The organism is Paenibacillus konkukensis, from assembly GCF_023523925.1.
Lineage (GTDB): Bacteria > Bacillota > Bacilli > Paenibacillales > NBRC-103111 > Paenibacillus_S > Paenibacillus_S doosanensis.
Map to the genome: position 1 here is coordinate 4,386,224 of NZ_CP027059.1, position 22,857 is coordinate 4,409,080.

Sequence of the window (22,857 nt, forward strand, 5' to 3'; positions counted from 1 at the left end):
AGCGTATGCAGCAGCAGTTTATAAGAACAATTAACACCTCTGACGCCTTCAAGATGAAGATGGAGCAGCTTGAGAAGGATTTGAATCTCAAGACAGTGCCGATGAAAGCCAAACTCAAGGGATTGGAGAAGGAATACGAACAGTATAAAACCGTAGCGTTAGGAAGCGAAGTTGGCGGCGGTCTGCTAAGCTTTTTCGGTTCACTGGCTAAAGCTGTCGGCACCCTTGTTTTTCTCTTCAGCGTAATAGGCGGGCTTGTTGATGAAGAAGCTTTACGTGATTTCCTTCCTGCTGTAGTTGGCGTTGCTGTTATTGGGATTGTCGTCTTCCTGTTTGGCGTTGGATGGAAGCGAAAAGCCAGGGCGATGATTAAACAAGCCAAGCAGCGGCAACAGGAAGCAGAAGTGAAGAAAAATGCACTCAGAGCAGAAATAGATGCTTTGAGAGATGAAATCATCCTGGAACACAATCAATACGAGACCCTGATAGCTGAAACCAAGAGGACTTATGAGCAGCATATGCTTAATCAACAGGAGCTGATAACCAGCGAGGTTGAAACGCTCAAGCAATACAACAACAGCAACGACGACACTAAAGAATGCCCTCAATGTGCGGAGGTTGTGAAGGCGAAAGCGAAGATATGCCGTTTTTGCAATCATAAGTTCGAGGAAAGTGCATAAAGTGTTGTCCAATGTTACAAAACGTAGAAGTTGTTTCTTAATAAGAAGACAAGAAGAATGGTTGAGGAGCTGCCGTGACATCATAATAGGAGAATCCCAATCAGAAGGCCGATCTGCTGGGAAGAAAGCTAGAAAGGGCTTATTCGGAGTGATAAAGAACCATAATCGAAATATGGTAAGACGCAGATGAAAAGGTCTATTGTACCGGTCTTCGTATTAGCTGGTCGCCGGCAGGCGGGAGGATAAGTGCATGATAGAGAGCAAGCTGTGACATCGGCTGCTCTCTTTATTTTTCCTAGAGTCGGTTATTTATGGTAAGGATGATTGTGGATGATGCGGAAGGCTCGATAAAGCTGTTCAATCAGAACAGTCGTTTTAAGTCCTGTATCCATCTCCATTTTACTCAGCGTCAGCTTCTCATCGTATTGAGCGATTTCTGAGCCAATAATAATGGAGACATCCGAGTTCCCCGAAACTCCTAGATCGTTAATTTTCCCTGCAAGCTCCTCTGACGACAGCGATTCCTCGGTGTTGGTCAAAAGTATTTTATAGCTACTGTCGCCAAGAAGTTTTTTCTCAAGCTGATCGTCCCTTTTGAGATGAATCCATTTAATCGTACAGTATCGGCCTAACCGTTTTTCATATTCTTTTATAGCTTCAAGGTAAAATTTCTCTACTTTTTCGTTGAGTGTGTATATTGTTAGTTTCATATTAAGACCTCATTCTATATGTTATCTATGTTATCTTAGCATTTAGATTTGAGTTGAGTAATTCGTGTACTATGAGGATTTGATATGATAAGAGACGACCAGTATTGTAGACAAACTGGATAATCCTATTTATACAGGAATAATCAGTGATGATGTCGAATTGCACTAAAGATAGATGTCCAACTACAAGAGGTGAAACTATGGAGGTCATCAATAATATAGATATGCTATTGGGGGACGATTTAAAACACTCCATTAAAAAAGGATCAAAGCTGTCCATAGCAGCATCATGCTTTTCAATATATGCCTACGAAGCATTAATCAAAGAGTTGAATCAAGTGGATGAAGTACGCTTCATCTTCACTTCGCCTGCATTTGTTGCGGATAGCTTTACCAAGGAAAAACGCGAGTTTTACATACCTAAGCGGAGCCGCGAGAAGAGTTTGTACGGAACAGAGTTTGAGCTACGGCTAAGGAACGAAATGACACTAAAATCAATTGCAAAAGAATGCGGCGACTGGATACGTCAGAAGGTTACTTTCAAGTCTAACCGCACTTCTGGTGCTATGCAAGGAATGTTGAACTTGCAAGCATCCGATAGTACAACAACGTACATGCCGATGGATGGCTTTACGACTGTTGATCTGGGTTATGAGAAAGGCAATGCTCTGTCCAAGATGGTCAACAAATTCACTGAAGCTCCATTCACCAAAATGTACTTGGACTTGTTCAATCAGGTATGGAACGACAAAAGTAAGCTTGAAGATGTGACGAATCAAGTAGCTGAACACATCTCATCCGTCTATAAAGAAAACTCCCCTGAGTTTATATACTACGTCATTCTGTACAACATCTTTAATGAATTCTTGTCAGATATCACTGAAGATATACTGCCAAACGAAGCAACTGGCTTCAAAGAAACGGAAATCTGGAAGCGGCTCTATCACTTTCAGAAAGATGCGGTGCTCGGTGCCATTAACAAGCTTGAGAAATACAATGGCTGCATCCTTGCAGACAGCGTCGGGCTTGGGAAAACATTCACCGCTCTTGGCATTATCAAGTATTACGAGCTTCGCAACAAGTCGGTCTTACTGCTATGTCCGAAGAAGCTTGGCGATAACTGGCTCACGTACAAACAGAACGTGACCAACAACATCTTGTACGCTGATCGTCTGCGATACGATGTACTCTATCACACAGACATTTCTCGTGAGAGAGGCAAGTCTAATGATATTCCGCTCGACAGATTGAACTGGGGCAATTATGACCTGCTCGTCATCGACGAATCGCACAACTTCCGTAATAACGAAGCGAAGAAGGACAAAGAGACCAGGTATCAGAAGCTGATGCGGAAAGTGCTCAAGAGCGGTGTAAAAACGAAAGTGCTGATGTTGTCGGCAACCCCGGTGAATAACAAGTTCATGGATCTTCGTAATCAGCTTGCTCTGGCGTATGAGGGGAATCCCGAAGAGATCAACAACAAGCTGGGCACGGAGCGGGGCATCAACGACATCTTCAAACGAGCTCAGTCTGCTTTTAATCAATGGTCTAAGCTGGATGCCGCTGAACGGACGACGGAGACGCTGCTAGGTATGCTTGACTTTGATTTCTTCGAACTGCTAGACAGTCTGACCATCGCTCGCTCCCGTAAGCACATTCAGAAGTATTACAAGGCGGAGGAGATCGGCGAATTTCCTAAGCGATTGCCGCCTTTATCCAAGTTCTGCAATCTGACAGACAGAACGGATGTCATCGGCTATAATGATATTTTTATGGAGTTGTCCAGAATCAACCTCGGTATTTATGCTCCGTTCAAGTACATTCAACCGAGTCGCTTGCGACTGTATGAAGAAATGTACGATACGAGTGTAAAAGGCGGCAGTGGGAGCTTCAAGCAATTGGACCGGGAAGGCAGCTTGCAGCTCCTGATGCGGATCAATTTACTCAAACGGTTAGAGAGTTCCGTGGAATCTTTCCGGTTGACGCTATCCAAGATGATATCCAAGCTCGGTCAGACATTGGAGAGAATTGAGGCTTATCAGCGAAGCGGAAAATCAGATGCGGTTGGATACACCGAGATTGAAGATACCAGTCTCGATGATGACGATTGGTTGGATGATGATTTTACCATCGGGGATACCATCAAGATCAATCTATCCGATATGGATGTGCTTCGATGGAAAGAAGATTTGATGAGCGATCACCACATTCTATCTGCTCTTCATGAAGAGATGCAGAAAGTATCGCCCGAACATGACGAGAAGCTGAATGCTTTGAAACATGTCATCGATGATAAAATCAGACAGCCTATCAATCCAGGCAATCGTAAAGTGATCATCTTTAGTGCATTCACGGATACCGCGGCGTATTTGTACAACCATCTATCTGCGTACATGAAGTCTAAATACAACATCGATACCGCCAAAATTGTCGGCAGCGATGAGAACAAGAATACCGCCGGACTTCGGAATGACATCAGTACATTACTCACCTGCTTCTCCCCGCGATCCAAGGAGAAGAAGCTGACCATGCCTGATGTCGATGGCGAAATCGATCTGCTCATTGCGTCCGATTGCATCTCCGAGGGGCAAAACTTGCAGGATTGCGACTTTCTCATCAATTATGATATTCACTGGAATCCGGTACGAATCATCCAGCGGTTTGGACGAGTGGATCGGATCGGCTCGCAAAACAAATCCATTCAACTCGTGAATTTCTGGCCCAACATGACGCTGGACGAGTACATTCAGTTGAAAGAACGGGTCGAGAACCGCATGGTCATCATGGATATGACGGCAACCGGCGACGACAACGTCCTGTTCAATCAGTCCAGCGATCTGGAATACCGGAAGCAGCAGCTTAATCGCTTGCAGAAGGAAGTCGTCGATCTGGACGACATGAATACGGGTGTATCCATAACGGATTTAGGTCTTAATGATTTCCGCATGGATTTGGTGAACTATGTTAAAGAGAATGGCGAACTCGATACCGTTCCAAGCGGACTGCATGCCGTTGTATCTGCTGATGAAGATAAAGGAGTACAGCCCGGCGTCATTTTCGTTCTTCGCAATGTGAATGAAGAATTGAACCCGGACAAGCAGAATCGATTGCATCCTTTCTACCTGGTCTACTTGAGTGACGATGGTGAAGTCGTCACCAATCATATGGATGTCAAGAAGACACTCGATGCTCTGCGAGCCCTGTGCAGAGGACAATCTGAACCTGTCTTGGAGGCATGTCGCAGCTTCAATCAAGCGACAAAAGACGGCAGGAAGATGGATGCCTATTCCATGCTGCTTGAGGAAGCGATCCGCTCTATTGTACAGGTTAAAGAAGAAGGCGATCTGGATAGCTTGTTCAGTTCGGGCGGCACAACGGCTTTAATTGATTCGGTCAAAGGGCTTGAAGACTTTGAACTCATTACCTTTGTCGTTATTCGGCAGGTGGATGCATGATGTTCAAGCTACCATCAAGCACACTTGTGAATCGCAAAATACCGAAAAATAAGTTCTATGAGAAGCTTCACGCCAATCAACATCTAAAGGAACTGTTTACCGAGCAAGTCGAGTCGATCATCTGGAAGCACAAACTATCCAAAGAGACGATTCGTCTCGAACCGAAAGATGACATTGAGGAAATTCAGGTGTTTGAGGTTCACTTGAAAGAGCGAACCTACTCACTTGATTTGTTGCGGAGCATCGACAAGGCGATTCCTTACCCCATACTGCACGTCATTATATATGAAGATCAGGCAAAGCTCGCAATCGCCTACAAGGAGCGGAATCAGACCGATGATAACCGCTCCGTTGTACGTTCCTATCATGAATCAGAATGGCAGCCTGTAGAAGAATTGAAGCTGGACATCATTCAAGGACTTGATCTAAAAGCTGTCTACGAGAACATCATTCGTCAACTTCTACCGATTAGCTCGAAGCCGGAAATGGAACTTACAGTCATTCTGGAACGACAAGCTCGCATAGATAAGCTGACACAAGAATGCCAGCGACTAGAAGCCAAGATTCGCGGCGAAAAGCAGTTCAATCGCAAGGTCGAATTGAATATGGAACTGCAACGTAAACGCAAAGAATTGAATCAGCTTCTCAACGACTAAGTAACTGGAGGTCAATCTTTCATGAACAAACTGACGATGAAATCAGTCGATCTGACTCAGGTCAATATCGACAAGCTTGCAGAATTGTTTCCTAACGTAATTACAGAAGCAAGAGATGAACAAGGAAAGATCAAACGTGCGGTTGATTTTGATTTGTTGAGACAGGAGCTATCTGACTACCTTGTTGAAGGGGAAAGAGAACGGTATCAATTGACGTGGCCGGGGAAGAAGGAATCAATTATTAATGCGAATACCCCTATCGATAAGACTTTACGACCACTTCCAAAGGACAGTGTTGACTGGGAAAATACTCAGAACATATATATTGAAGGGGATAATCTTGAAGTATTGAAATTGCTTCAGGAATCTTATTTAAACAAGGTAAAATGTATTTATATTGATCCTCCATATAATACGGGTAAAGACTTTATATATAAAGATAATTTCAAAGAGCCCTTAGATGAGTATCTTGAGAACTCAGGGCAAGTTGATGATGAAGGCGTTCGCTTTTTTCAAAATACGGAATCAAATGGACGATTTCATAGCGATTGGCTGACATTTATTTATTCGAGACTGAAAATAGCAAGAAATTTATTAACTGAGGATGGCATTATCTTAATCTCTATTGATGACAATGAAGCTAAGAATATGAGAGAGGTACTGGATGATATTTTCGGGAATGAAAACTTTATTTGTCAATTTATATGGAAGAGCAGACAGATGGTTGATAATAGGACAAAGACAGGAGCCTCAATAGATCATGAATATATTATCTGTTATGGCAGAAGTAATTTGTCGACTCTCAGAGGTAGTTTGAAGGATTTGGACAAGTTTTCTAATCCAGATAATGACCCTAGAGGTCCTTGGAGAAGTGCAGACTTAACTGGACTAGCTACAATAGATAAGCGGCCAAACTTACACTACGATCTAATTGATCCTAAAACAGGTATTTCATATTCATGCCCACCTAAGGGGTGGAGATATGACAGAGAGACCATGACGAAGAAAATAAACGAAGGAAGAATATTGTTTCCTTCAAGTCCAGAGGGCCGTCCACGCCATAAACTTTTTCTAAATGAAATGAGTAGTCAGTATACAGGATTCAGTAGTCTTATCTCAACAGACATCTATACTGTCCACGGCACAAGGGAATTGTCAGAACTATTTCCTGAGTCCGTATTTGATTTCCCTAAACCAACCGATTTAGTTATGACATTATTGGAACAGACAACTAATACGGAAGATCTGATTCTTGATTTCTTCTCCGGTTCCGCAACAACGGCTCATTCGGTAATGAAACTGAATTCTGAAGATGGTGGAAATCGAAAGTATATATTGATACAGCTTCCAGAGAAAACAGATGAAACATCAGCGGCGTACAAATCCGGTTTCAAGAATATATGCGAAATCGGAAAAGAACGTATCCGTCGTGCAGCGAATAAGATCAAAGAAGAAACAGGAGCAGACATCGATTACGGCTTCCGTGTGTACCGAGTAGACTCCAGCAATATGAAAGATGTCTATTACACGCCGGACAAGCTCGGCCAGTTGAATCTAGATGACATGGCGTCGAACATCAAAGAAGATCGCACTGGGGAAGACTTGCTGATTCAAGTGATGCTGGAGTGTGGACTAGAGCTTTCATTGCCGATGGAATCCAAAAAAATCGAAGGCAAGACCGTCCACTACGTTGCAGGCAACTCCTTAATCGCTTGCTTTGATGACGAGGTGCCCGAGTCGGTTATCAAAAAGATTGCAGAGGATCAACCTCTTCGCGTTGTATTCCGTGACAGTTCGTTCCGGGATGATTCTGCTCGAATCAATGTCGAAGAACTGTTCAAGCTACTCTCCCCTAGCACTGAAATTCAAGTGTTGTAAGGAAGGTGAGCAGCGATGAAGATTAAATTCAAACACCAGCAGTTCCAATTGGATGCAGTAAAGAGCATTGTTGACGTATTTCAAGGACAACCCAACGAATCCTCTCGCTTCACGCTTGATAAAGGTCGTCGTCAGAAGAGTGTGGAAATCGGTGATCTCTTTCAGCAAACAAGCGGCAACGATTCGGAATATGGGTTCAAGAACAATCCTATCAAGCTAGTCGATCAGGAAGTCCTGGGCAATATTCAAGCGATACAACGTCAGAATGGATTGAAACTATCGGAGCGGCTTGAGGGTAAGTACAATCTGACGGTTGAAATGGAAACTGGTACGGGTAAAACCTATACGTATATTCGGACGATGTTCGAGTTGTACAAAAAGTACGGTTGGAGCAAATTCATTATCGTTGTTCCTTCGATCGCGATTCGTGAAGGTGTACTGAAGACATTTCAGATTACCGAAGACCACTTCATGGCGGAGTATGGATCGAAGGCACGTTACTTCGTTTATAATTCCAAGGACCTGCATCATATCGATAAATTCGCAAGTGACGCTGGCATTAACGTTATGATTATTAACGCTCAAGCGTTTAATGCGAGAGGTAAGGATGCAAGAAGAATTACAATGGAGCTGGATGACTTTCAATCTCGACGACCAATTGATGTAATCGCCAGCACAAATCCTATACTCATCATCGATGAGCCACAATCCGTCGAAGGTCAGAAGACGAAAGAGGCATTGAAGGATTTCAAAGCGTTGTTTACGTTGCGATACTCGGCAACTCATCGGGAAGACTACAACAAAGTCTATCGCCTCGATGCTCTGGATGCCTACAACATGAAACTGGTCAAGAAAATTAGTGTGAAAGGCATCTCGGTCAAAGGATCAAGCGGAACGAACAGCTACGTCTACCTCGAAGGCATTGATGTCAGCGACAAGCATGCTCCCGTTGCTAGACTTGAGTATGAAAAACGAACCAAAACCGGATTAACCAAAGTATCCAAGAAGATCGTCACAGGCGATGACCTCTATCAATTGTCCGAGAATTTGGAGCAGTATAAAGGTTACAAGGTATCCGAGATCAACGGTCAGAATAACAGCATCAGCTTTATTAATGGAGTCACGCTGTTCGCCGGAGACGTGCAAGGTGATGTCAGCGAGCTTCATTTCCGGCGAATCCAGATTCGGGAGACGCTGAAATCTCATTTCGAGAAGGAGCGGGTACTGTTTCATAAAGGGATTAAAGTTCTCTCGCTCTTCTTTATCGACGAAGTTGCCAAGTATCGAAAATACGATAAAGACGGCAACGAACTGAACGGCGATTATGCGGATATTTTTGAAGAAGAGTACATGGAACTCCTGAACGAACAACTGTCATTGTTCGCAGATGACCCATATGTTCAATATTTGAATAACATTCAAGTGAAGGATACGCATAAAGGGTACTTCTCCATCGACAAAAAGAGCAATCGGTTCGTTGACTCCAAAGTGTCTGCCAGAGAAACGGACTCCGATGATGCAGACGCATATGACCTGATTATGCGACAGAAGGAGCAACTTCTCAGCTTTGAGGAACCGACAAGGTTTATTTTCTCCCACTCGGCGTTGAAGGAAGGCTGGGATAACCCGAACGTATTCCAGATCTGCACGCTCAAGCACAGTGATTCTACGATCAAGAAGCGGCAGGAAGTTGGACGAGGTTTACGCCTCTGCGTGAACAAGTATGGCGAACGGATCGATTCGAGTATTCCGGGTATTGACGTTCACGAGATTAATGCATTGACCGTTGTCGCCAGTGAATCTTATGAGCAATTTGCCAAGCAGCTTCAGAGCGAGATTGCCGCGACATTGTCGGATCGCCCACGAAAGGCAGACAATAGCTTCTTCTTGGAAAAAGTACTTGTGAATGCCCGCGGCGAACAATTGAAGATTGATGAGAGACTCGCAACCAAGCTGCAGAATGCGTTTATTCGTAACGGCTATACCGATGATGACTACAATCTGACGGATGCTTATTTTGCTGCTGTAGAAGAACAAACCGTCAAACTACCTGACGAGCTGAATGCACATCAAGAGCAGCTTATTGAACTGGTTAAATCGATCTATGTTGAAGGCAAGTCGGATATGACGAACGATGATCGGAAGAATACAGTTCCGAATATCACGGTGAACAGCAACTTCCATAAGAAAGAATTCAAGGAGTTGTGGAGCCGAATCAATAAGAAATCGGTTTACACGGTTCAGTTCGATTCGGAAGAATTGGTGCGGAAAAGCATCATGGCGATTGATATGAACTTGGAAGTGCCTTCTATTCGTTATTCCATCAAGCATGGTGAAATGAATGAGATCGAATCTCGTGAACAATTGAAGCAGGGAGAAGCGTTCGTAATTCGAGAGACGGACGCGGATTATGTTCATCAAGCTGCGGCGTCGAAGATCAAATACGACTTGATCGGCAAACTGATGGATGAAACAAAGCTCACCAGAAAAACGATTGTGGCTATCTTGAAAGGCATCAAACAAGCGAAGTTCATGCTGTTCCAGAAGAATCCCGAGGAGTTTATACTTCGGGCGTCCAGACTGATCAACGAGCAGAAGGCGACGACGATCATTGAATCCATTACGTATGATGTGATCAATGATACGTTCGATACCGATGTGTTCACGAAGAACACGCTGAAGGGTCAGCTTGGACAAAATGCAATAGCGGTTGAGAAGCACATCTACGACTATGTGGTGACGGATTCCAAGATCGAGCGGGCTTTTGCGAAAGAGCTGGATACGAGCAATGAAGTACACATTTACGCTAAGTTGCCGCGGGGCTTCTACATCCCTACTCCAGTTGGTGACTACAATCCAGACTGGGCGATTGTATTCAAAGAAGGTGACGTGAAGCACATATACTTTATTGCCGAGACGAAAGGTTCGTTAGACTCTATGGAGCTGCGTGAAGTCGAGAAGGCGAAGATTGAATGTGCACGAAGGCATTTTGCTAAGCTGAATTCGGATCAGTTGAAGTATGATGTGGTTAACAGCTATGAGAAGTTAATGGAGATTGTTAAAGGATAATATCCAGATGAAAGCCGGGGATCATTCATTCGATCCTCGGCTTTTCAATTGGATTTAACATTTTTGGTTTGCAGGAATATGAGGGATTATGTGGAAATATGTATTACAACAAACTGCCGGGGGGCTTATATGTACTTCGAAAAAACATTTGCTCACATTGAGGGCAATCCTAACCTAAGGGAGCCACAAGTACAAGGTTATTTGAGAGTGAAAGAATATTTTGAATCTCCAGTTGATCATAAACCAGCATTGGTCACTTTACCAACTGGGGTTGGTAAAACGGGCTTAATGGCTATTTTGCCATACGGCATAGCCAAGCACAGGGTGCTAATTGTTACTCCAAATCGGACAATTCGCAATACGGTTACTGATAGCCTTGACCCTAGATACGAACATAACTTCTGGTGGAATCGAAAAGTCATTAATATTCCAACCAACTTACCCGAAGTCATTGAATACGAAGGAGATCCAAGAACGCTGGAACAAGCTAAAATTGTGATTACCAATATTCATCGACTCCAGTCCCACAATGCAAGTTCTTTATTGCAAAAGGTACCGCGGGATTTTTTCGATATGATAATTATCGACGAAGCACATCATTCCCCAGCAGCATCGTGGGTAGAGATGGAAGAGTACTTCAATTCGGCGAAAATCGTTAAGATTACGGGTACTCCTTTCAGATCAGATAAAAAGGAAATCTATGCTGAGGATATTTATTCTTATCCGCTGAGTCGGGCAATGATAAAAGGCTACGTAAAGCAGCTTGTTAAAAAAGAGTACATACCAGATCAGTTGACTTTCAAGGTACAAGGATTTGAAGAAGACGTATCCTTGGAGGAAGTGTTGAAATTAAAAGACAGCGACTGGGTGGAAAGAACGGTAGCGTACTCAACGCAGTGCAGTGAAGCTGTTGTAAAAAGAAGCCTCCAAATCATGACCGAGAAAAGAGAAGCAACAGGAGTACCTCATAAAATCATTGCTGTTGCTTGTTCCATTGAACATGCAAGGGAGATTAAACAGCTATACGAAGCCGCAGGATGTCCTGCATCAATTATACACAGTGACATGGAACCCTCTGAACAAGATCGGGAAAGAGTGGACTTTCACAATGATCGAACGCATGTAATTGTGAACGTCGGTATGCTTGGTGAAGGTTACGACCATCCATACATTTCTATTGCCGCGATATTCCGGCCATTTAAGAGCTTGTCGGCATACGCACAATTTGCAGGAAGAGCATTACGTTCAATTCCTGACGCAAAAGACACGGCAATAGATAATGTTGCACATCTCGTATATCACAACGCACTTGGACTGGAGGAGCTGTGGGAGTACTACAGTAAAGAACAACAAAAGGCTGAGATCATCGACCGGTTAGAGAAGTTATTCGAGGAGAATGAAGGTGGAGGCTCTTCTGACGGTAATGGTGGATCAGAGCTTGATGTTGGGGAAGCTAGACAATCAGAAACTTTTAGAGAAGAACTGAAGACATTTGTTGGTGATGAAACCATATTAGAAGCGTACGAAGAGGCCATTCGTCAGAGCAGAACCAAGACCGAAGAAGCATTAGAAGCACTAAGGTCAAAGGGTATTCCGGTTACTGACGAGATGATTAAACTTATCGAAGGGTCTACGTTTGAAGATATTGCGAAATCGAAAAGACCCGACCTTGAATTGAAAGAGCGTCGGCAAGAATTAAAGACATACATTGAAAATGGAATTGCGGAAATATTAACTGCAAAGGGTCTGAACCCCAAAGGGAAAGCAGAAGATATTGCTACAAAGTTGGGTTATTATCGTGATACACAACTAGCCTTAGATGGACTATGCGTCAAAATAATTAACGAACAATTGCTGAAGGCGATTGGGTATCCAAGAAAGCAATGGTCTATTGCCGACTTCAAGCAAGCAAGGCCACTGGCTGAAAAACATGTGGCATATTTAGCGGAAAGACTTTAGAATGAGTTTATTAACCGAAAGGAGGGTAACAATTGCTTAGTGTGCAGGAATTAAAAGTGAAGTTAGCACATGTTCTTGCCAATAAGGGGATTCCTCCTTTTGTGTTGGCAAATAATATTAGCGAAGCAAATTACGATGAGATTTCCCTTTACAAGCGAGATCAAATGATCATCGTTGACATGTACTGCAAAGATGATGAAACAGGCGAACCGCTGCAATTCAAGTATATGTATAACAAGGATGAGGTACTGCTAAAATCCGAAATGATAATAGCAGGACGCTCAAGTGTAATGTGGGATAGAGAAGCAGAGATAGCAATTTTGACCAAGCAAATTCAGCAAGCTGAAGCGGTGGTTAAGTTATAAACGGAGGGGCCTAGGAGATGATCCGGGCCCCTTTGATTTTGAGGTGTGTAACGAAGTTTAGTTTACCCTATCAATAGATACGGTGAGCCGTATCACAAATAGTGGTAAAGCGGAGGGTTGAGTTGAGGGTGGGAGCGACGATGATCAATCTGCAGATTGAAGCCTAAGCACACACGTAAAGCATATAGAATCCGTCATACGATGGTTAGAAAATGTCAAGTCACTCCTCATTTATTCCGAATCAGTTTATTGACTGTATGTTCAATAATCAGTATAATGTATTCATGAGCAGACCAAGAGAGTTTGATTACAATCAAGTATTGCATGCCGCGATAGACGTTTTTAATGAATATGGATATAACGGTTCTTCTTACGAACTTTTAACGGAAAGGACGCAATTAAAAAAGCAGAGTTTGTACGGTGCATTTGGTGATAAAAAGTCTCTCTTTGAAAAATCTCTATCCCTTTACTGCGATGAATTCCTATCTCGCTTTCAAAAGCTTTTGACCCACGGTTCTACTGCTATAGAGACGCTGCGTTATTTGCAACAGCATTTACTTGTATCCAACAGTGGCAGAAACAATGTAGGGTGCTTTGTCGTCAATTCAGCGTTAGAATTAACAGATCCTGACTATGTACATGTTAAAATTCAATTTGATAAAATGTTTCAGGGAATGTGGGATAGTTTAAACCGCGTAATCTTACAAGGACAACAAGAAGACTCTGTCATTCAAAAGTCATCAAGTGAGCAACTTGCTCTTTATATGACTAACTCGATTATTGGCATCAGAGTCATGATACGTGCAGGCATACCGAAAGTGCAAATTCAGGCAACCTTGGATGCTGCAATTGAAACATTACTAGTATAACTAAGAGGCCCATTTCTCTTAGTTTGCATATTATTGACTTTGCGGTCAATAATATGTGATTTGCTTGATTCATTTATTTATTTATTTAAGGGGATGCTAACATGACCAAAGGGCAAGTAAACCGGAAGACGGACTCGACCGAGTCTATATTAGATAAACACAATAAACTAAATTTATTTATATTATGTATTGCTGTTTTTATGGCAAGTCTTGATGTTTTTATTGTAAATGTGGCATTGAATAAAATTGGTGATTCTTTTGGCCAAAGCTCCTTATCAAATCTGAGTTGGATTCTTAATGGGTATGCCATTTTGTATGCCGCTTTGTTGGTTCCTGCAGGTAAGTGGGCAGATAGATTTGGTCAAAAAAACGGTTTTGTATGGGGAATAAGCTTATTTACTTTGTCTAGTCTAGGTGCTGCACTCAGTGGGGGTTTATGGGTGCTTATTCTATTTCGCTGTCTTCAAGCCATAGGGGCCGCACTTTTAACTCCCAGTAGTTTGGGGCTGGTGCTTACTATAATGCCAGAAAAACAAAAAAAACGTGCGGTTCGAATTTGGACGAGTAGTGGCTCACTCGCAGCGGCAGCTGGACCGGTGGTTGGAGGAGTATTACTGGAAATATCGTGGCAATGGCTCTTCATCATCAATGTACCAATCGGTATATTCGCTGTATTAACAGCAATCCAATATATCCCGGATCAAAGATCTAAAACCATTTCGGGAATGCCTGATCTATGGGGAGGATTGCTTCTTATTGTTTCCATAGGAGCGTTGGCTCTTGGGCTTGGAAAAGCTACAGATTGGGGATGGGAACATCCAATAATTTGGGGAAGCTTTATTTTATTTGTCATCGCGTTAATAGGTTTCATTACTCAATCCCGCAAACACCCATATCCTATTGTTGAGTTATCATTGTTCCGTAGCAGAGTCTTCACATGGTCAAATATAACGATAACACTTGTAAACATCGCATTTGCTATGGAGTTGTTATCCATTATTATGTATATACAAAATATATGGGGCTGGTCTTCATTGGCAACAGGCTTAGCAATCAGTGCTGGTCCATGCATGGTATGGCCTTCCGCCATTGTCGGTCAGCGTTTTTCTAAGCGAATTACTTTTAATGTAGTTGCCGCCATTGGAATGGTATTGATAGGTGCGGGTTCCCTTTTATTCGCTCTGTCCGTTCAAGGCTCTCCGAATTATTGGACTCAAGTTTTACCTGGATGGCTGATAATCGGTATAGGATATGGAATGACACTACCAATAATAATCTCATCCGCAACAAAGGAATTAGCTTCAGATCAGACTGCTACTGGCAGCGCGATTGTTAATATGTTCAGGCAACTTGGTTCAGTCCTTGGGACAACTATTTTGGTCGTTGTACTTGGTTCATCCGTTAGAGATTTGAGGGCTTTCGAAAATAGTTGGTGGATAGCGGTCGCGCTTTCATTGCTCGGAGCCTTTACAGCATTAGGTTTACTACCAAAAAATAATCGAGTAAGGCAGCAGTGAAATGATGTGAGAATAGAACTGTCTCTGTAATTATTTCAAAGAACAGATGAATAGAATAACAATAAAAATCTTTTGAGGAGGGTTACCGGATTGTAATCATGGGAAATATAGTAAATATTTTTTTGTTAGACTTGTAGGCGAACTGTCTTCAGATTATGACGAAAAATAAGACATTAACCTGAATTTCGAAAGTACTGCGCATTAAAAACATAAAAAGGGCTCCAAATCTTTGGTAGAATGGTGTTTGTCCAGGACAACATCACCCAAAGAGAGGAGCACCTTTTAGGTGAAGTCTACCACACCGGTCAGCAAAATCAAGAGCGAATTTTCGCTGCAGAACGCCACGAGTTTCGGCGGCGTCAAAATCTTTTTGGCCTATCTCGAAAAAATCAAGCTCGCCGAGGCCATGCAGCGCCTTTCCGGCGGCAAAGCGCACAACGCCATTTTTCCTGTTCATCGCATCCTGCTCTATCTAATGGTTGGCTGGATGCTGGGCTGCGGGCGTATTTTTCATTTCCGCAAGTTACAGCACGATGTGTTGCTTTGTCGTTTTCTGGGAGGCCGTCTGCCGCATCACAGTTTGCTGTACAAGGAGCTCGCGCGTCTGGGCAGATCCTGCCCGCAGCTCCCGACGGAACTGCGCAAGCTGAATATGGAAATCATTCATCTCTGCTTGCCGTCCAAGCCAATCCTTGATCTGGACTCCTCGGTGGAGACGGTATACGGGGAGCAGGCCGGCGCGGCCAAAGGCACCAATCCGCATAAGCCCGGACGAAACAGCTACCATCCGTTGCTGGCTTTTGAAGGGCAAACCCACTTGAATCTGAATGCGAGGCTTCGCCCCGGCAACACGCATTCTTCAACCGACGCAATCGACTTTTTGCAGCAAACCTTCGCACTGCTCGGCGAGCGCCAAGTGGCGTACGCCCGGTTCGACAAAGGCTTTGGCGGCGAGGATTTCTACCAACTGTGGGAAGGCCGCAAGATCGGTTACGTCGGCAAAATGAAATGGACCAAACGCCTCGCAAGCGACGTGGCGGCTTGTCGCTACTGGACGCGCTATGTCGACGAGGACTGGATCATCGAGGGCATCACTTTGATTTACAAAGCTACGTCCTGGAAAAAGCCCCGTCGCGTAGCGGTCATTCGTAAGACGCAAGTCTGCGAAGACGGTCAAGGCCGCATCGTATTCGACGAGGACTGGCAGTATGAAGCGATTGTAACCAACCTGGAGTGGGAACCAATTGACCTATGGCGCTTTTACAACCAGCGTTGCTGCATGGAAAATTACATCAAAGAGGCGAAAGACGGTTTTTCCATGGACCGGATCGCGACCAGTGATTTTGAAGCGAATGAAGTCGATCTGCTGATCAAGTTGCTGGCCTACAATTTGTTCGAACGCTTTAAGCGCGATTGTTGCGAACCGATGCATCAGGGTTATACGATTGCAAGATTCCGACTGGAGTTCTTTCATTGCGCGGCGACGCTTGTTCGGCATAGTCGCGCGGTCGTGCTCAAGCTGATCAAGGATTTCGACGGTCGTCATGCATGGAAACGAATCGAAGCCAAAGTGGTTCAATTGGAGTGACGGCTTCCAACATTTCACATGGAAAACAACAATGCCCCTTTCTGGGGAGGGGGGAGTTATCCCCATGTGGATATTGGTTTCAAAATTTCGCTGGTCCCACTCCCACTTATTCACAGTTGTTGATCCGCTCCTGGATGATCGCCACCGCATTCTTATGCGCTTTCGAAATTCAGGATTAAATGTACATTACCACCGATGTTTGAGACGCTCTGTAAGCTCTTATAAGCCTGTTTTACTAAGTATGGGGAAAAGTCTTAAATGGCTACCTGTGGACTTCTTATACGAGGTATAGGGGTTTAAAATAGAACTAAACCTGAATTTCGAAAGTACTGCGCATTAAAAACATAAAAAGGGCTCCAAATCTTTGGTAGAATGGTGTTTGTCCAGGACAACATCACCCAAAGAGAGGAGCACCTTTTAGGTGAAGTCTACCACACCGGTCAGCAAAATCAAGAGCGAATTTTCGCTGCAGAACGCCACGAGTTTCGGCGGCGTCAAAATCTTTTTGGCCTATCTCGAAAAAATCAAGCTCGCCGAGGCCATGCAGCGCCTTTCCGGCGGCAAAGCGCACAACGCCATTTTTCCTGTTCATCGCATCCTGCTCTATCTAATGGTTGGCTGGATGCTGGGCTGCGGGCGTATTTTTCATTTCCGCAAGTTACAGCACGATGTGTTGCTTTGTCGTTTTCTGGGAGGCCGTCTGCCGCATCACAGTTTGCTGTACAAGGAGCTCGCGCGTCTGGGCAGATCCTGCCCGCAGCTCCCGACGGAACTGCGCAAGCTGAATATGGAAATCATTCATCTCTGCTTGCCGTCCAAGCCAATCCTTGATCTGGACTCCTCGGTGGAGACGGTATACGGGGAGCAGGCCGGCGCGGCCAAAGGCACCAATCCGCATAAGCCCGGACGAAACAGCTACCATCCGTTGCTGGCTTTTGAAGGGCAAACCCACTTGAATCTGAATGCGAGGCTTCGCCCCGGCAACACGCATTCTTCAACCGACGCAATCGACTTTTTGCAGCAAACCTTCGCACTGCTCGGCGAGCGCCAAGTGGCGTACGCCCGGTTCGACAAAGGCTTTGGCGGCGAGGATTTCTACCAACTGTGGGAAGGCCGCAAGATCGGTTACGTCGGCAAAATGAAATGGACCAAACGCCTCGCAAGCGACGTGGCGGCTTGTCGCTACTGGACGCGCTATGTCGACGAGGACTGGATCATCGAGGGCATCACTTTGATTTACAAAGCTACGTCCTGGAAAAAGCCCCGTCGCGTAGCGGTCATTCGTAAGACGCAAGTCTGCGAAGACGGTCAAGGCCGCATCGTATTCGACGAGGACTGGCAGTATGAAGCGATTGTAACCAACCTGGAGTGGGAACCAATTGACCTATGGCGCTTTTACAACCAGCGTTGCTGCATGGAAAATTACATCAAAGAGGCGAAAGACGGTTTTTCCATGGACCGGATCGCGACCAGTGATTTTGAAGCGAATGAAGTCGATCTGCTGATCAAGTTGCTGGCCTACAATTTGTTCGAACGCTTTAAGCGCGATTGTTGCGAACCGATGCATCAGGGTTATACGATTGCAAGATTCCGACTGGAGTTCTTTCATTGCGCGGCGACGCTTGTTCGGCATAGTCGCGCGGTCGTGCTCAAGCTGATCAAGGATTTCGACGGTCGTCATGCATGGAAACGAATCGAAGCCAAAGTGGTTCAATTGGAGTGACGGCTTCCAACATTTCACATGGAAAACAACAATGCCCCTTTTCTGGGGAGGGGGGAGTTATCCCCATGTGGATATTGGTTTCAAAATTTCGCTGGTCCCACTCCCACTTATTCACAGTTGTTGATCCGCTCCTGGATGATCGCCACCGCATTCTTATGCGCTTTCGAAATTCAGGCTAAATAAAATAATCTAAGGTGAACCGTATCATCGCTAAAGGTAAAATAGAAAGGGACTCCATCAAGTCCCTGTACATGGTTTGCTTATTAATGTTGTACAAAGAATTAAGCACCGATGCTTCTAGTGGTGCAACATGATCTTTGACCTTACCTAGCATTTCAAATGATGGACTGAACAGGGAATCCATTGTGAAATCGAAGTGCAAGTTGATTTTTTTAACCTGCCTTCCGACACCTCGAGGAGCATCTTTTGTAATGATAATCTCCTTAATAAGAAGACGATACAATGCTTTTTGATCGTCGGGCGTCGATTGCTCCAGTACAGTTTGTAGATTGGAAAGCAAAAGTTTCAAAGATTCGTAATCTACTGGCTTCATATCGAGTAGTGTGAGTTCAGTGTTAATGCTCTCTAATCGCTCCTGCAGAAGCTTTTGTTCTCTGATCGATTCGATAAGATCGGGTTTAAAGAATTCAGCAATCTCGGGGTCGGTAAGAATATTATCTTTCAAGCTCTTGATCTTCGTTTGCACTTTGGTAATTCGAGATTCAACCGTTCTTTTGTCGGCTTTCAATGGCTGCTCATTATTTTGACGGTCGCTGTTTATTTTATCAACAAGTTTTTTCAAAACGTATGGCTCTGATACGATTCGAGCAAGTTCATTCATAACATGCTGCTCTACTACGTCTGCTCGAATCATGTTGGAGCGACATACCGACTTACCTTTGTTGTGAAATTGGCCGCATACATAGTAACGATATGGCTTGCCTTGAGCACCTTTGGCCCGGCCGGGAACCATTCCATGACTGCAAACCGGGCATTTGACTAATCCGCTTAAAATATAAGGAGTATTGGAGCGGATTGGTTTATACGAGCGTTTGCTTATTACCTTGTGTACTCGTTCCCATTGTTCAATCGTTATTAGTGGTTGGTGAGTACCATCGGTGAGCAAGAAGTCTGAATTCTTACCCTTGCGTCGTTTATCTGCCCAGTTTTCAAGTTGATTATATCTGATTTTACCGAGGTAGACCGGATTATTTAGAATGGTTTTAATACTGAATACTGCGAAGGCTTTGCCGGTCTTTGTACGGTAGCCCATTTCGTTTAACCGCCGTGTAATGGCTTTCAATCCAAGCCCCTGATCAGCATACTCGAATATTTTCCTGACGATGATCGCTTCATCTTCATTTACTATTAATTCCTTCTCAATATTATCGTAGCCAAGAACTTTGCCTCCGTTATACTTCCCTTCTTTTGCCCGTTGCATCATCCCCATTTTCACTCGGTCTATGATGTTGTTCCTCTCCAGTTCAGCAAATGAGCAGAGCATCTGGAAGGCAGTTTTACCGAAAGGTGTCGAAGTATCAAAGTTTTCGTTCAGGCTAATCAACTTGACGTTATGGTTTTCCAATGTATCGCTGATCTCCAATGCGTCTTTTAATTTACGAGCAAGCCTGTCAATTTTGTAGACCATGACCATTAGAAACCTATGATGCTGTGCATCTTTAAGCAGTCGTTTCATTTGGGGGCGACCAGTAATGTTTTTGCCGCTTGCTCCCTCGTCAACGTATTCATCGACTATTTGAAATCCGTGAAGTTCAGCGTACCGCTTCAATTCGGCGATTTGGGCTTGAATGCTGTATCCCTCTTTAACTTGTTCTTCGGTGCTGACGCGGGCATAAATAGCGACGGTTGTTTTATTCATGCTTTTGTTGCTCCTTCCTAAAATGTTCTTCATGAAACTCGTTGAAATATTGAATCCATTCATCTTTCATAATTAAAGGAAACATAGTTGGATGCTCGATGCATGCATTAAAAAGCGAAACTGCATGATGAAATGATGAAAACCGGTTTTCTGTAGAAGTAAGAATGTCATCATTTTCAAGAGAGTGCAGTTCTATTTCGGCAACAAACCGTGAAAGGCTTTTAATAAATGATTTGTAATCAACAGAGTTTTTCGTGTCCTTGCAATAAACGAATCTCATTCTACCGTCTTGAAATACTTGATAGACATAACATCCGAAATAGAAATCTGACGACAGGGCAGGATCGAGTTCAGAATACTCTGCTGTTATGGCCGTTTGATCTCCATCATGCACACCAATTTCAAAAAGTTTAATATCGCCTTGATAAAAATCATCAGTAAAAGTGTCAATCGGTACATGCAGTACTTTGGCCAGACCAAGAATCACTTGAAATGATGGATTCTTCGATTCACCGCGTTCAATTGCCGTAATGGATTGAGAAGTTACACCTATTCGTTTACCGATAGCTCGAGTCGAATAATCTTCTTTGGGATCAAGTTCACCTAACTTTTCTCGAAAAAAACGGATACGTTCCCCAAGAGTGCTCATTTTAAGCTGAAAAAATTCTTTAGCATCTATTGTTTTCTTCGGCATGTAACTCACCCTTTCTGGACGTCTTTACAACGATTATAGAACATGATAATATTTTTGACAAGCAAGACTGTCAAAACAAATATACATTCCAAAAAGGTTGGTGATTATGAATAACTTTGAGTATGTCAACGCAGATAATTTAGATGACCGGCAGCAAAGCTTTGTGGAATTCGTCGAAGAAAGATATCAAGCAAAGCAAATATTTCTCTCGAAACTGGTGAATCTACTAGACAATTATTTGCAAACAAACCACGACTTATCCTTAATTGATGAAGCAGAAGTGGCAAAAGCAGGCGAAGATGTACGAACTAACTAATAGGTCAGAAACCGTTCGGGACTACGGACTGAAGGAGGACGAAACCCTTGATAGATACAGTGAAATTCGATATACTGGTCAACCTCACAGAAGCACAAATCGATCAGGTGTCTTGGACAGAGGTTAAGAAAACCATGAAACGAAAGATGGTTACATGCGAGTTGTTCGATCAGCATGACGACACCCAACCACGTCTCGTTTATAAGTATAAGGAAGACGACCCGCAAAGAGCATGGCTGAAGCTCGAATTATCGGCACCGCGTTATCTGTACGGAAGCAACGTGTACGAATTGAGGCAGGTTGATGTTGAGCCACTGTTCAGGAAGCTCCGACGATATATCGCAGGAAAATTGCAGATTCCACTTTCTCAAGTACCCCAATACAGCAATTGGGAAGTAGAAAAACTGCATATCTGCAAAAACTTCAATGCCGGCCGGCATATGCAGGATTACCTGAACCTGTTGTCCGGCATACAAAAGCCCGGAGGTTACAAGGCTGTTCCCTATAGGGCCGCCGGCAGTAATAATCTGGAATCCGTCGTCTATCAGCGTAATACGAAAAAGAACCGGAGCATCCATAAGTTTTACGATAAGCGGGCAGAAGTCGATCAGAAGTCAGCTTATCAGAATAAATCTTTACATCAACAAGACGCTGAAGGATTGCTACGGTACGAGGTTGAACTTACCTACGAAGAAATGAAGAAATTTAGCCCCACAAGGCGGGCAATCGAATTGCTAACCCCGCAGACTGCGGTTAAGGTGCTTCAAGACGGTCTGAATTCACTAGGCCTTACGAAGCCGATCAAACATTCGTCAATAAGGAGTATGCACGACGCCATCAACAGGACAAGCCTCAACATCAGAACGAAAAGCATGCTGATTGCTTTTCTATCCGAGTTGCAGCTTAATGGCAAGGGTTACTGTAAGACGAAATACCAGAAGACAACCTATTATGATAACTACAATAAGCTTAAGGAAGTCCTGGGTATGGATGAAATTCTGTTCTCTGAAGTTGATCTACCGCCGCTCAAAGTCCATAAAGACTCGTTTAAAAATAAAAAGAGTCGTTCCACCAGCGGGCAAGCTGGGGAAACGACCACAAATTAAAACATCTAATGCAATTATACCATACAAGCGATTAAAATTCAGATATCTTTGGATGATGTATTGAGATGTATTATTCATGATCCAGTACATTGAATACGGAATTGGAAAAGTTGCTTGCAGCTCTGGCTATTCTTGCAGGCGAACATAACGAACAAGCCCTATTTACATCACCCGTATCATGTATGGCTGGTAGAAAGCCTGTCAAGCCCGAGCGATAGCGAGTTCATTTTAGGCTTGACGGGCGACTCCAACGACCAACACTATTTCCTGTCCTTAGCTGACAAGCTAAGGGCTGGCTCACGCCGAGTGACGGGATTGCAAAGGGTGGTAATCCTTTGCGTTCCCCTCAGGGGCGGAGGGGTGGTTTTCCCTACTGGAGCATACAATCGTCGC

16 protein-coding genes are annotated in these 22,857 nt (G+C 43.9%); 13 read left to right on the plus strand and 3 right to left on the minus strand.

Going from position 1 to position 22,857, the window contains the following annotated elements; all coding sequences use genetic code 11:
* Positions 1 to 5: 5 nt before the first annotated feature.
* On the plus strand, positions 6 to 680 hold the full coding sequence (locus SK3146_RS18980) for a hypothetical protein (protein ID WP_249860296.1): 675 nt from the start codon (positions 6 to 8) through the stop codon (positions 678 to 680).
* 305 nt (positions 681 to 985) lie between these two features.
* Here SK3146_RS18980 and SK3146_RS18985 read toward each other — a convergent pair whose 3' ends face one another.
* Complete coding sequence (locus SK3146_RS18985; protein WP_249860297.1) at positions 986 to 1,390, minus strand: 23S rRNA (pseudouridine(1915)-N(3))-methyltransferase RlmH; 405 nt, start codon at positions 1,388 to 1,390, stop codon at positions 986 to 988.
* Positions 1,391 to 1,590: 200 nt separating this feature from the next.
* Between SK3146_RS18985 and SK3146_RS18990 the strand changes: the two genes are divergently transcribed.
* From SK3146_RS18990 to SK3146_RS19035, 10 genes are all read left to right on the plus strand, one after another.
* Positions 1,591 to 4,845 (plus strand): helicase-related protein, encoded by a 3,255-nt coding sequence (locus SK3146_RS18990; RefSeq protein WP_249860298.1) that lies wholly within the window; start codon positions 1,591 to 1,593, stop codon positions 4,843 to 4,845.
* Positions 4,842 to 5,501, plus strand: a complete 660-nt coding sequence (locus tag SK3146_RS18995) for a DUF4391 domain-containing protein (RefSeq protein WP_249860299.1) — start codon at positions 4,842 to 4,844, stop codon at positions 5,499 to 5,501. Before SK3146_RS18990 ends, SK3146_RS18995 begins: the two co-directional genes overlap by 4 nt.
* 21 nt (positions 5,502 to 5,522) lie before the next feature.
* Positions 5,523 to 7,379 (plus strand): site-specific DNA-methyltransferase, encoded by a 1,857-nt coding sequence (locus SK3146_RS19000; protein WP_249860300.1) that lies wholly within the window; start codon positions 5,523 to 5,525, stop codon positions 7,377 to 7,379.
* Positions 7,380 to 7,394: 15 nt separating this feature from the next.
* On the plus strand, positions 7,395 to 10,448 hold the full coding sequence (locus tag SK3146_RS19005; RefSeq protein WP_249860301.1) for a type III restriction-modification system endonuclease: 3,054 nt from the start codon (positions 7,395 to 7,397) through the stop codon (positions 10,446 to 10,448).
* A 129-nt stretch (positions 10,449 to 10,577) separates the two neighbouring features.
* Entirely contained in the window at positions 10,578 to 12,407 is a 1,830-nt protein-coding gene (locus SK3146_RS19010) for a DEAD/DEAH box helicase (RefSeq protein WP_212952898.1), read from the plus strand.
* 32 nt (positions 12,408 to 12,439) lie between these two features.
* The gene (locus SK3146_RS19015; protein ID WP_212952899.1) at positions 12,440 to 12,772 is read left to right on the plus strand and encodes a hypothetical protein; all 333 of its coding nucleotides are present in this window, start codon (positions 12,440 to 12,442) and stop codon (positions 12,770 to 12,772) included.
* 284 nt (positions 12,773 to 13,056) lie between these two features.
* Positions 13,057 to 13,641: a TetR/AcrR family transcriptional regulator gene (locus SK3146_RS19020; protein WP_249860302.1), complete on the plus strand. Its 585-nt coding sequence runs from the start codon at positions 13,057 to 13,059 to the stop codon at positions 13,639 to 13,641.
* A 101-nt stretch (positions 13,642 to 13,742) separates the two neighbouring features.
* On the plus strand, positions 13,743 to 15,158 hold the full coding sequence (locus SK3146_RS19025; RefSeq protein ID WP_249860303.1) for an MFS transporter: 1,416 nt from the start codon (positions 13,743 to 13,745) through the stop codon (positions 15,156 to 15,158).
* A 286-nt stretch (positions 15,159 to 15,444) separates the two neighbouring features.
* Positions 15,445 to 16,746 (plus strand): IS1380 family transposase, encoded by a 1,302-nt coding sequence (locus SK3146_RS19030; RefSeq protein WP_024982794.1) that lies wholly within the window; start codon positions 15,445 to 15,447, stop codon positions 16,744 to 16,746.
* A gap of 421 nt (positions 16,747 to 17,167) precedes the next feature.
* On the plus strand, positions 17,168 to 18,469 hold the full coding sequence (locus tag SK3146_RS19035; RefSeq protein WP_024982794.1) for an IS1380 family transposase: 1,302 nt from the start codon (positions 17,168 to 17,170) through the stop codon (positions 18,467 to 18,469).
* Between the two features lie 175 nt (positions 18,470 to 18,644).
* Here the strand turns inward: SK3146_RS19035 and SK3146_RS19040 are convergent, their stop codons facing one another.
* Positions 18,645 to 20,348 (minus strand): recombinase family protein, encoded by a 1,704-nt coding sequence (locus tag SK3146_RS19040; protein ID WP_249860304.1) that lies wholly within the window; start codon positions 20,346 to 20,348, stop codon positions 18,645 to 18,647.
* Positions 20,341 to 21,042: a helix-turn-helix domain-containing protein gene (locus SK3146_RS19045; RefSeq protein WP_249860305.1), complete on the minus strand. Its 702-nt coding sequence runs from the start codon at positions 21,040 to 21,042 to the stop codon at positions 20,341 to 20,343. Before SK3146_RS19045 ends, SK3146_RS19040 begins: the two co-directional genes overlap by 8 nt.
* Before the next feature lie 106 nt (positions 21,043 to 21,148).
* Here SK3146_RS19045 and SK3146_RS19050 point away from each other — a divergent pair, with 106 nt between their 5' ends.
* Both SK3146_RS19050 and SK3146_RS19055 read left to right on the plus strand, forming a co-directional pair.
* Positions 21,149 to 21,358, plus strand: a complete 210-nt coding sequence (locus tag SK3146_RS19050; RefSeq protein ID WP_249860306.1) for a hypothetical protein — start codon at positions 21,149 to 21,151, stop codon at positions 21,356 to 21,358.
* Between the two features lie 47 nt (positions 21,359 to 21,405).
* Positions 21,406 to 22,464, plus strand: coding sequence for a hypothetical protein (locus SK3146_RS19055; protein WP_249860307.1), 1,059 nt, complete (start codon positions 21,406 to 21,408; stop codon positions 22,462 to 22,464).
* Positions 22,465 to 22,857: the final 393 nt, after the last annotated feature.

Excerpts from the sequence above, each read along its gene's own strand:
- SK3146_RS19040 (WP_249860304.1), bottom strand. The coding sequence starts at position 20,348 with ATGAATAAAACAACCGTCGCTATTTATGCCCGCGTCAGCACCGAAGAA.
- SK3146_RS18990 (WP_249860298.1), top strand. The coding sequence starts at position 1,591 with ATGGAGGTCATCAATAATATAGATATGCTATTGGGGGACGATTTAAAA.
- SK3146_RS19005 (WP_249860301.1), top strand. The coding sequence starts at position 7,395 with ATGAAGATTAAATTCAAACACCAGCAGTTCCAATTGGATGCAGTAAAG.
- SK3146_RS19010 (WP_212952898.1), top strand. The coding sequence starts at position 10,578 with ATGTACTTCGAAAAAACATTTGCTCACATTGAGGGCAATCCTAACCTA.
- SK3146_RS19045 (WP_249860305.1), bottom strand. The coding sequence starts at position 21,042 with ATGCCGAAGAAAACAATAGATGCTAAAGAATTTTTTCAGCTTAAAATG.
- SK3146_RS18995 (WP_249860299.1), top strand. The coding sequence starts at position 4,842 with ATGATGTTCAAGCTACCATCAAGCACACTTGTGAATCGCAAAATACCG.
- SK3146_RS19025 (WP_249860303.1), top strand. The coding sequence starts at position 13,743 with ATGACCAAAGGGCAAGTAAACCGGAAGACGGACTCGACCGAGTCTATA.
- SK3146_RS18985 (WP_249860297.1), bottom strand. The coding sequence starts at position 1,390 with ATGAAACTAACAATATACACACTCAACGAAAAAGTAGAGAAATTTTAC.
- SK3146_RS19050 (WP_249860306.1), top strand. The coding sequence starts at position 21,149 with ATGAATAACTTTGAGTATGTCAACGCAGATAATTTAGATGACCGGCAG.
- SK3146_RS19000 (WP_249860300.1), top strand. The coding sequence starts at position 5,523 with ATGAACAAACTGACGATGAAATCAGTCGATCTGACTCAGGTCAATATC.
- SK3146_RS19020 (WP_249860302.1), top strand. The coding sequence starts at position 13,057 with ATGAGCAGACCAAGAGAGTTTGATTACAATCAAGTATTGCATGCCGCG.
- SK3146_RS18980 (WP_249860296.1), top strand. The coding sequence starts at position 6 with ATGCAGCAGCAGTTTATAAGAACAATTAACACCTCTGACGCCTTCAAG.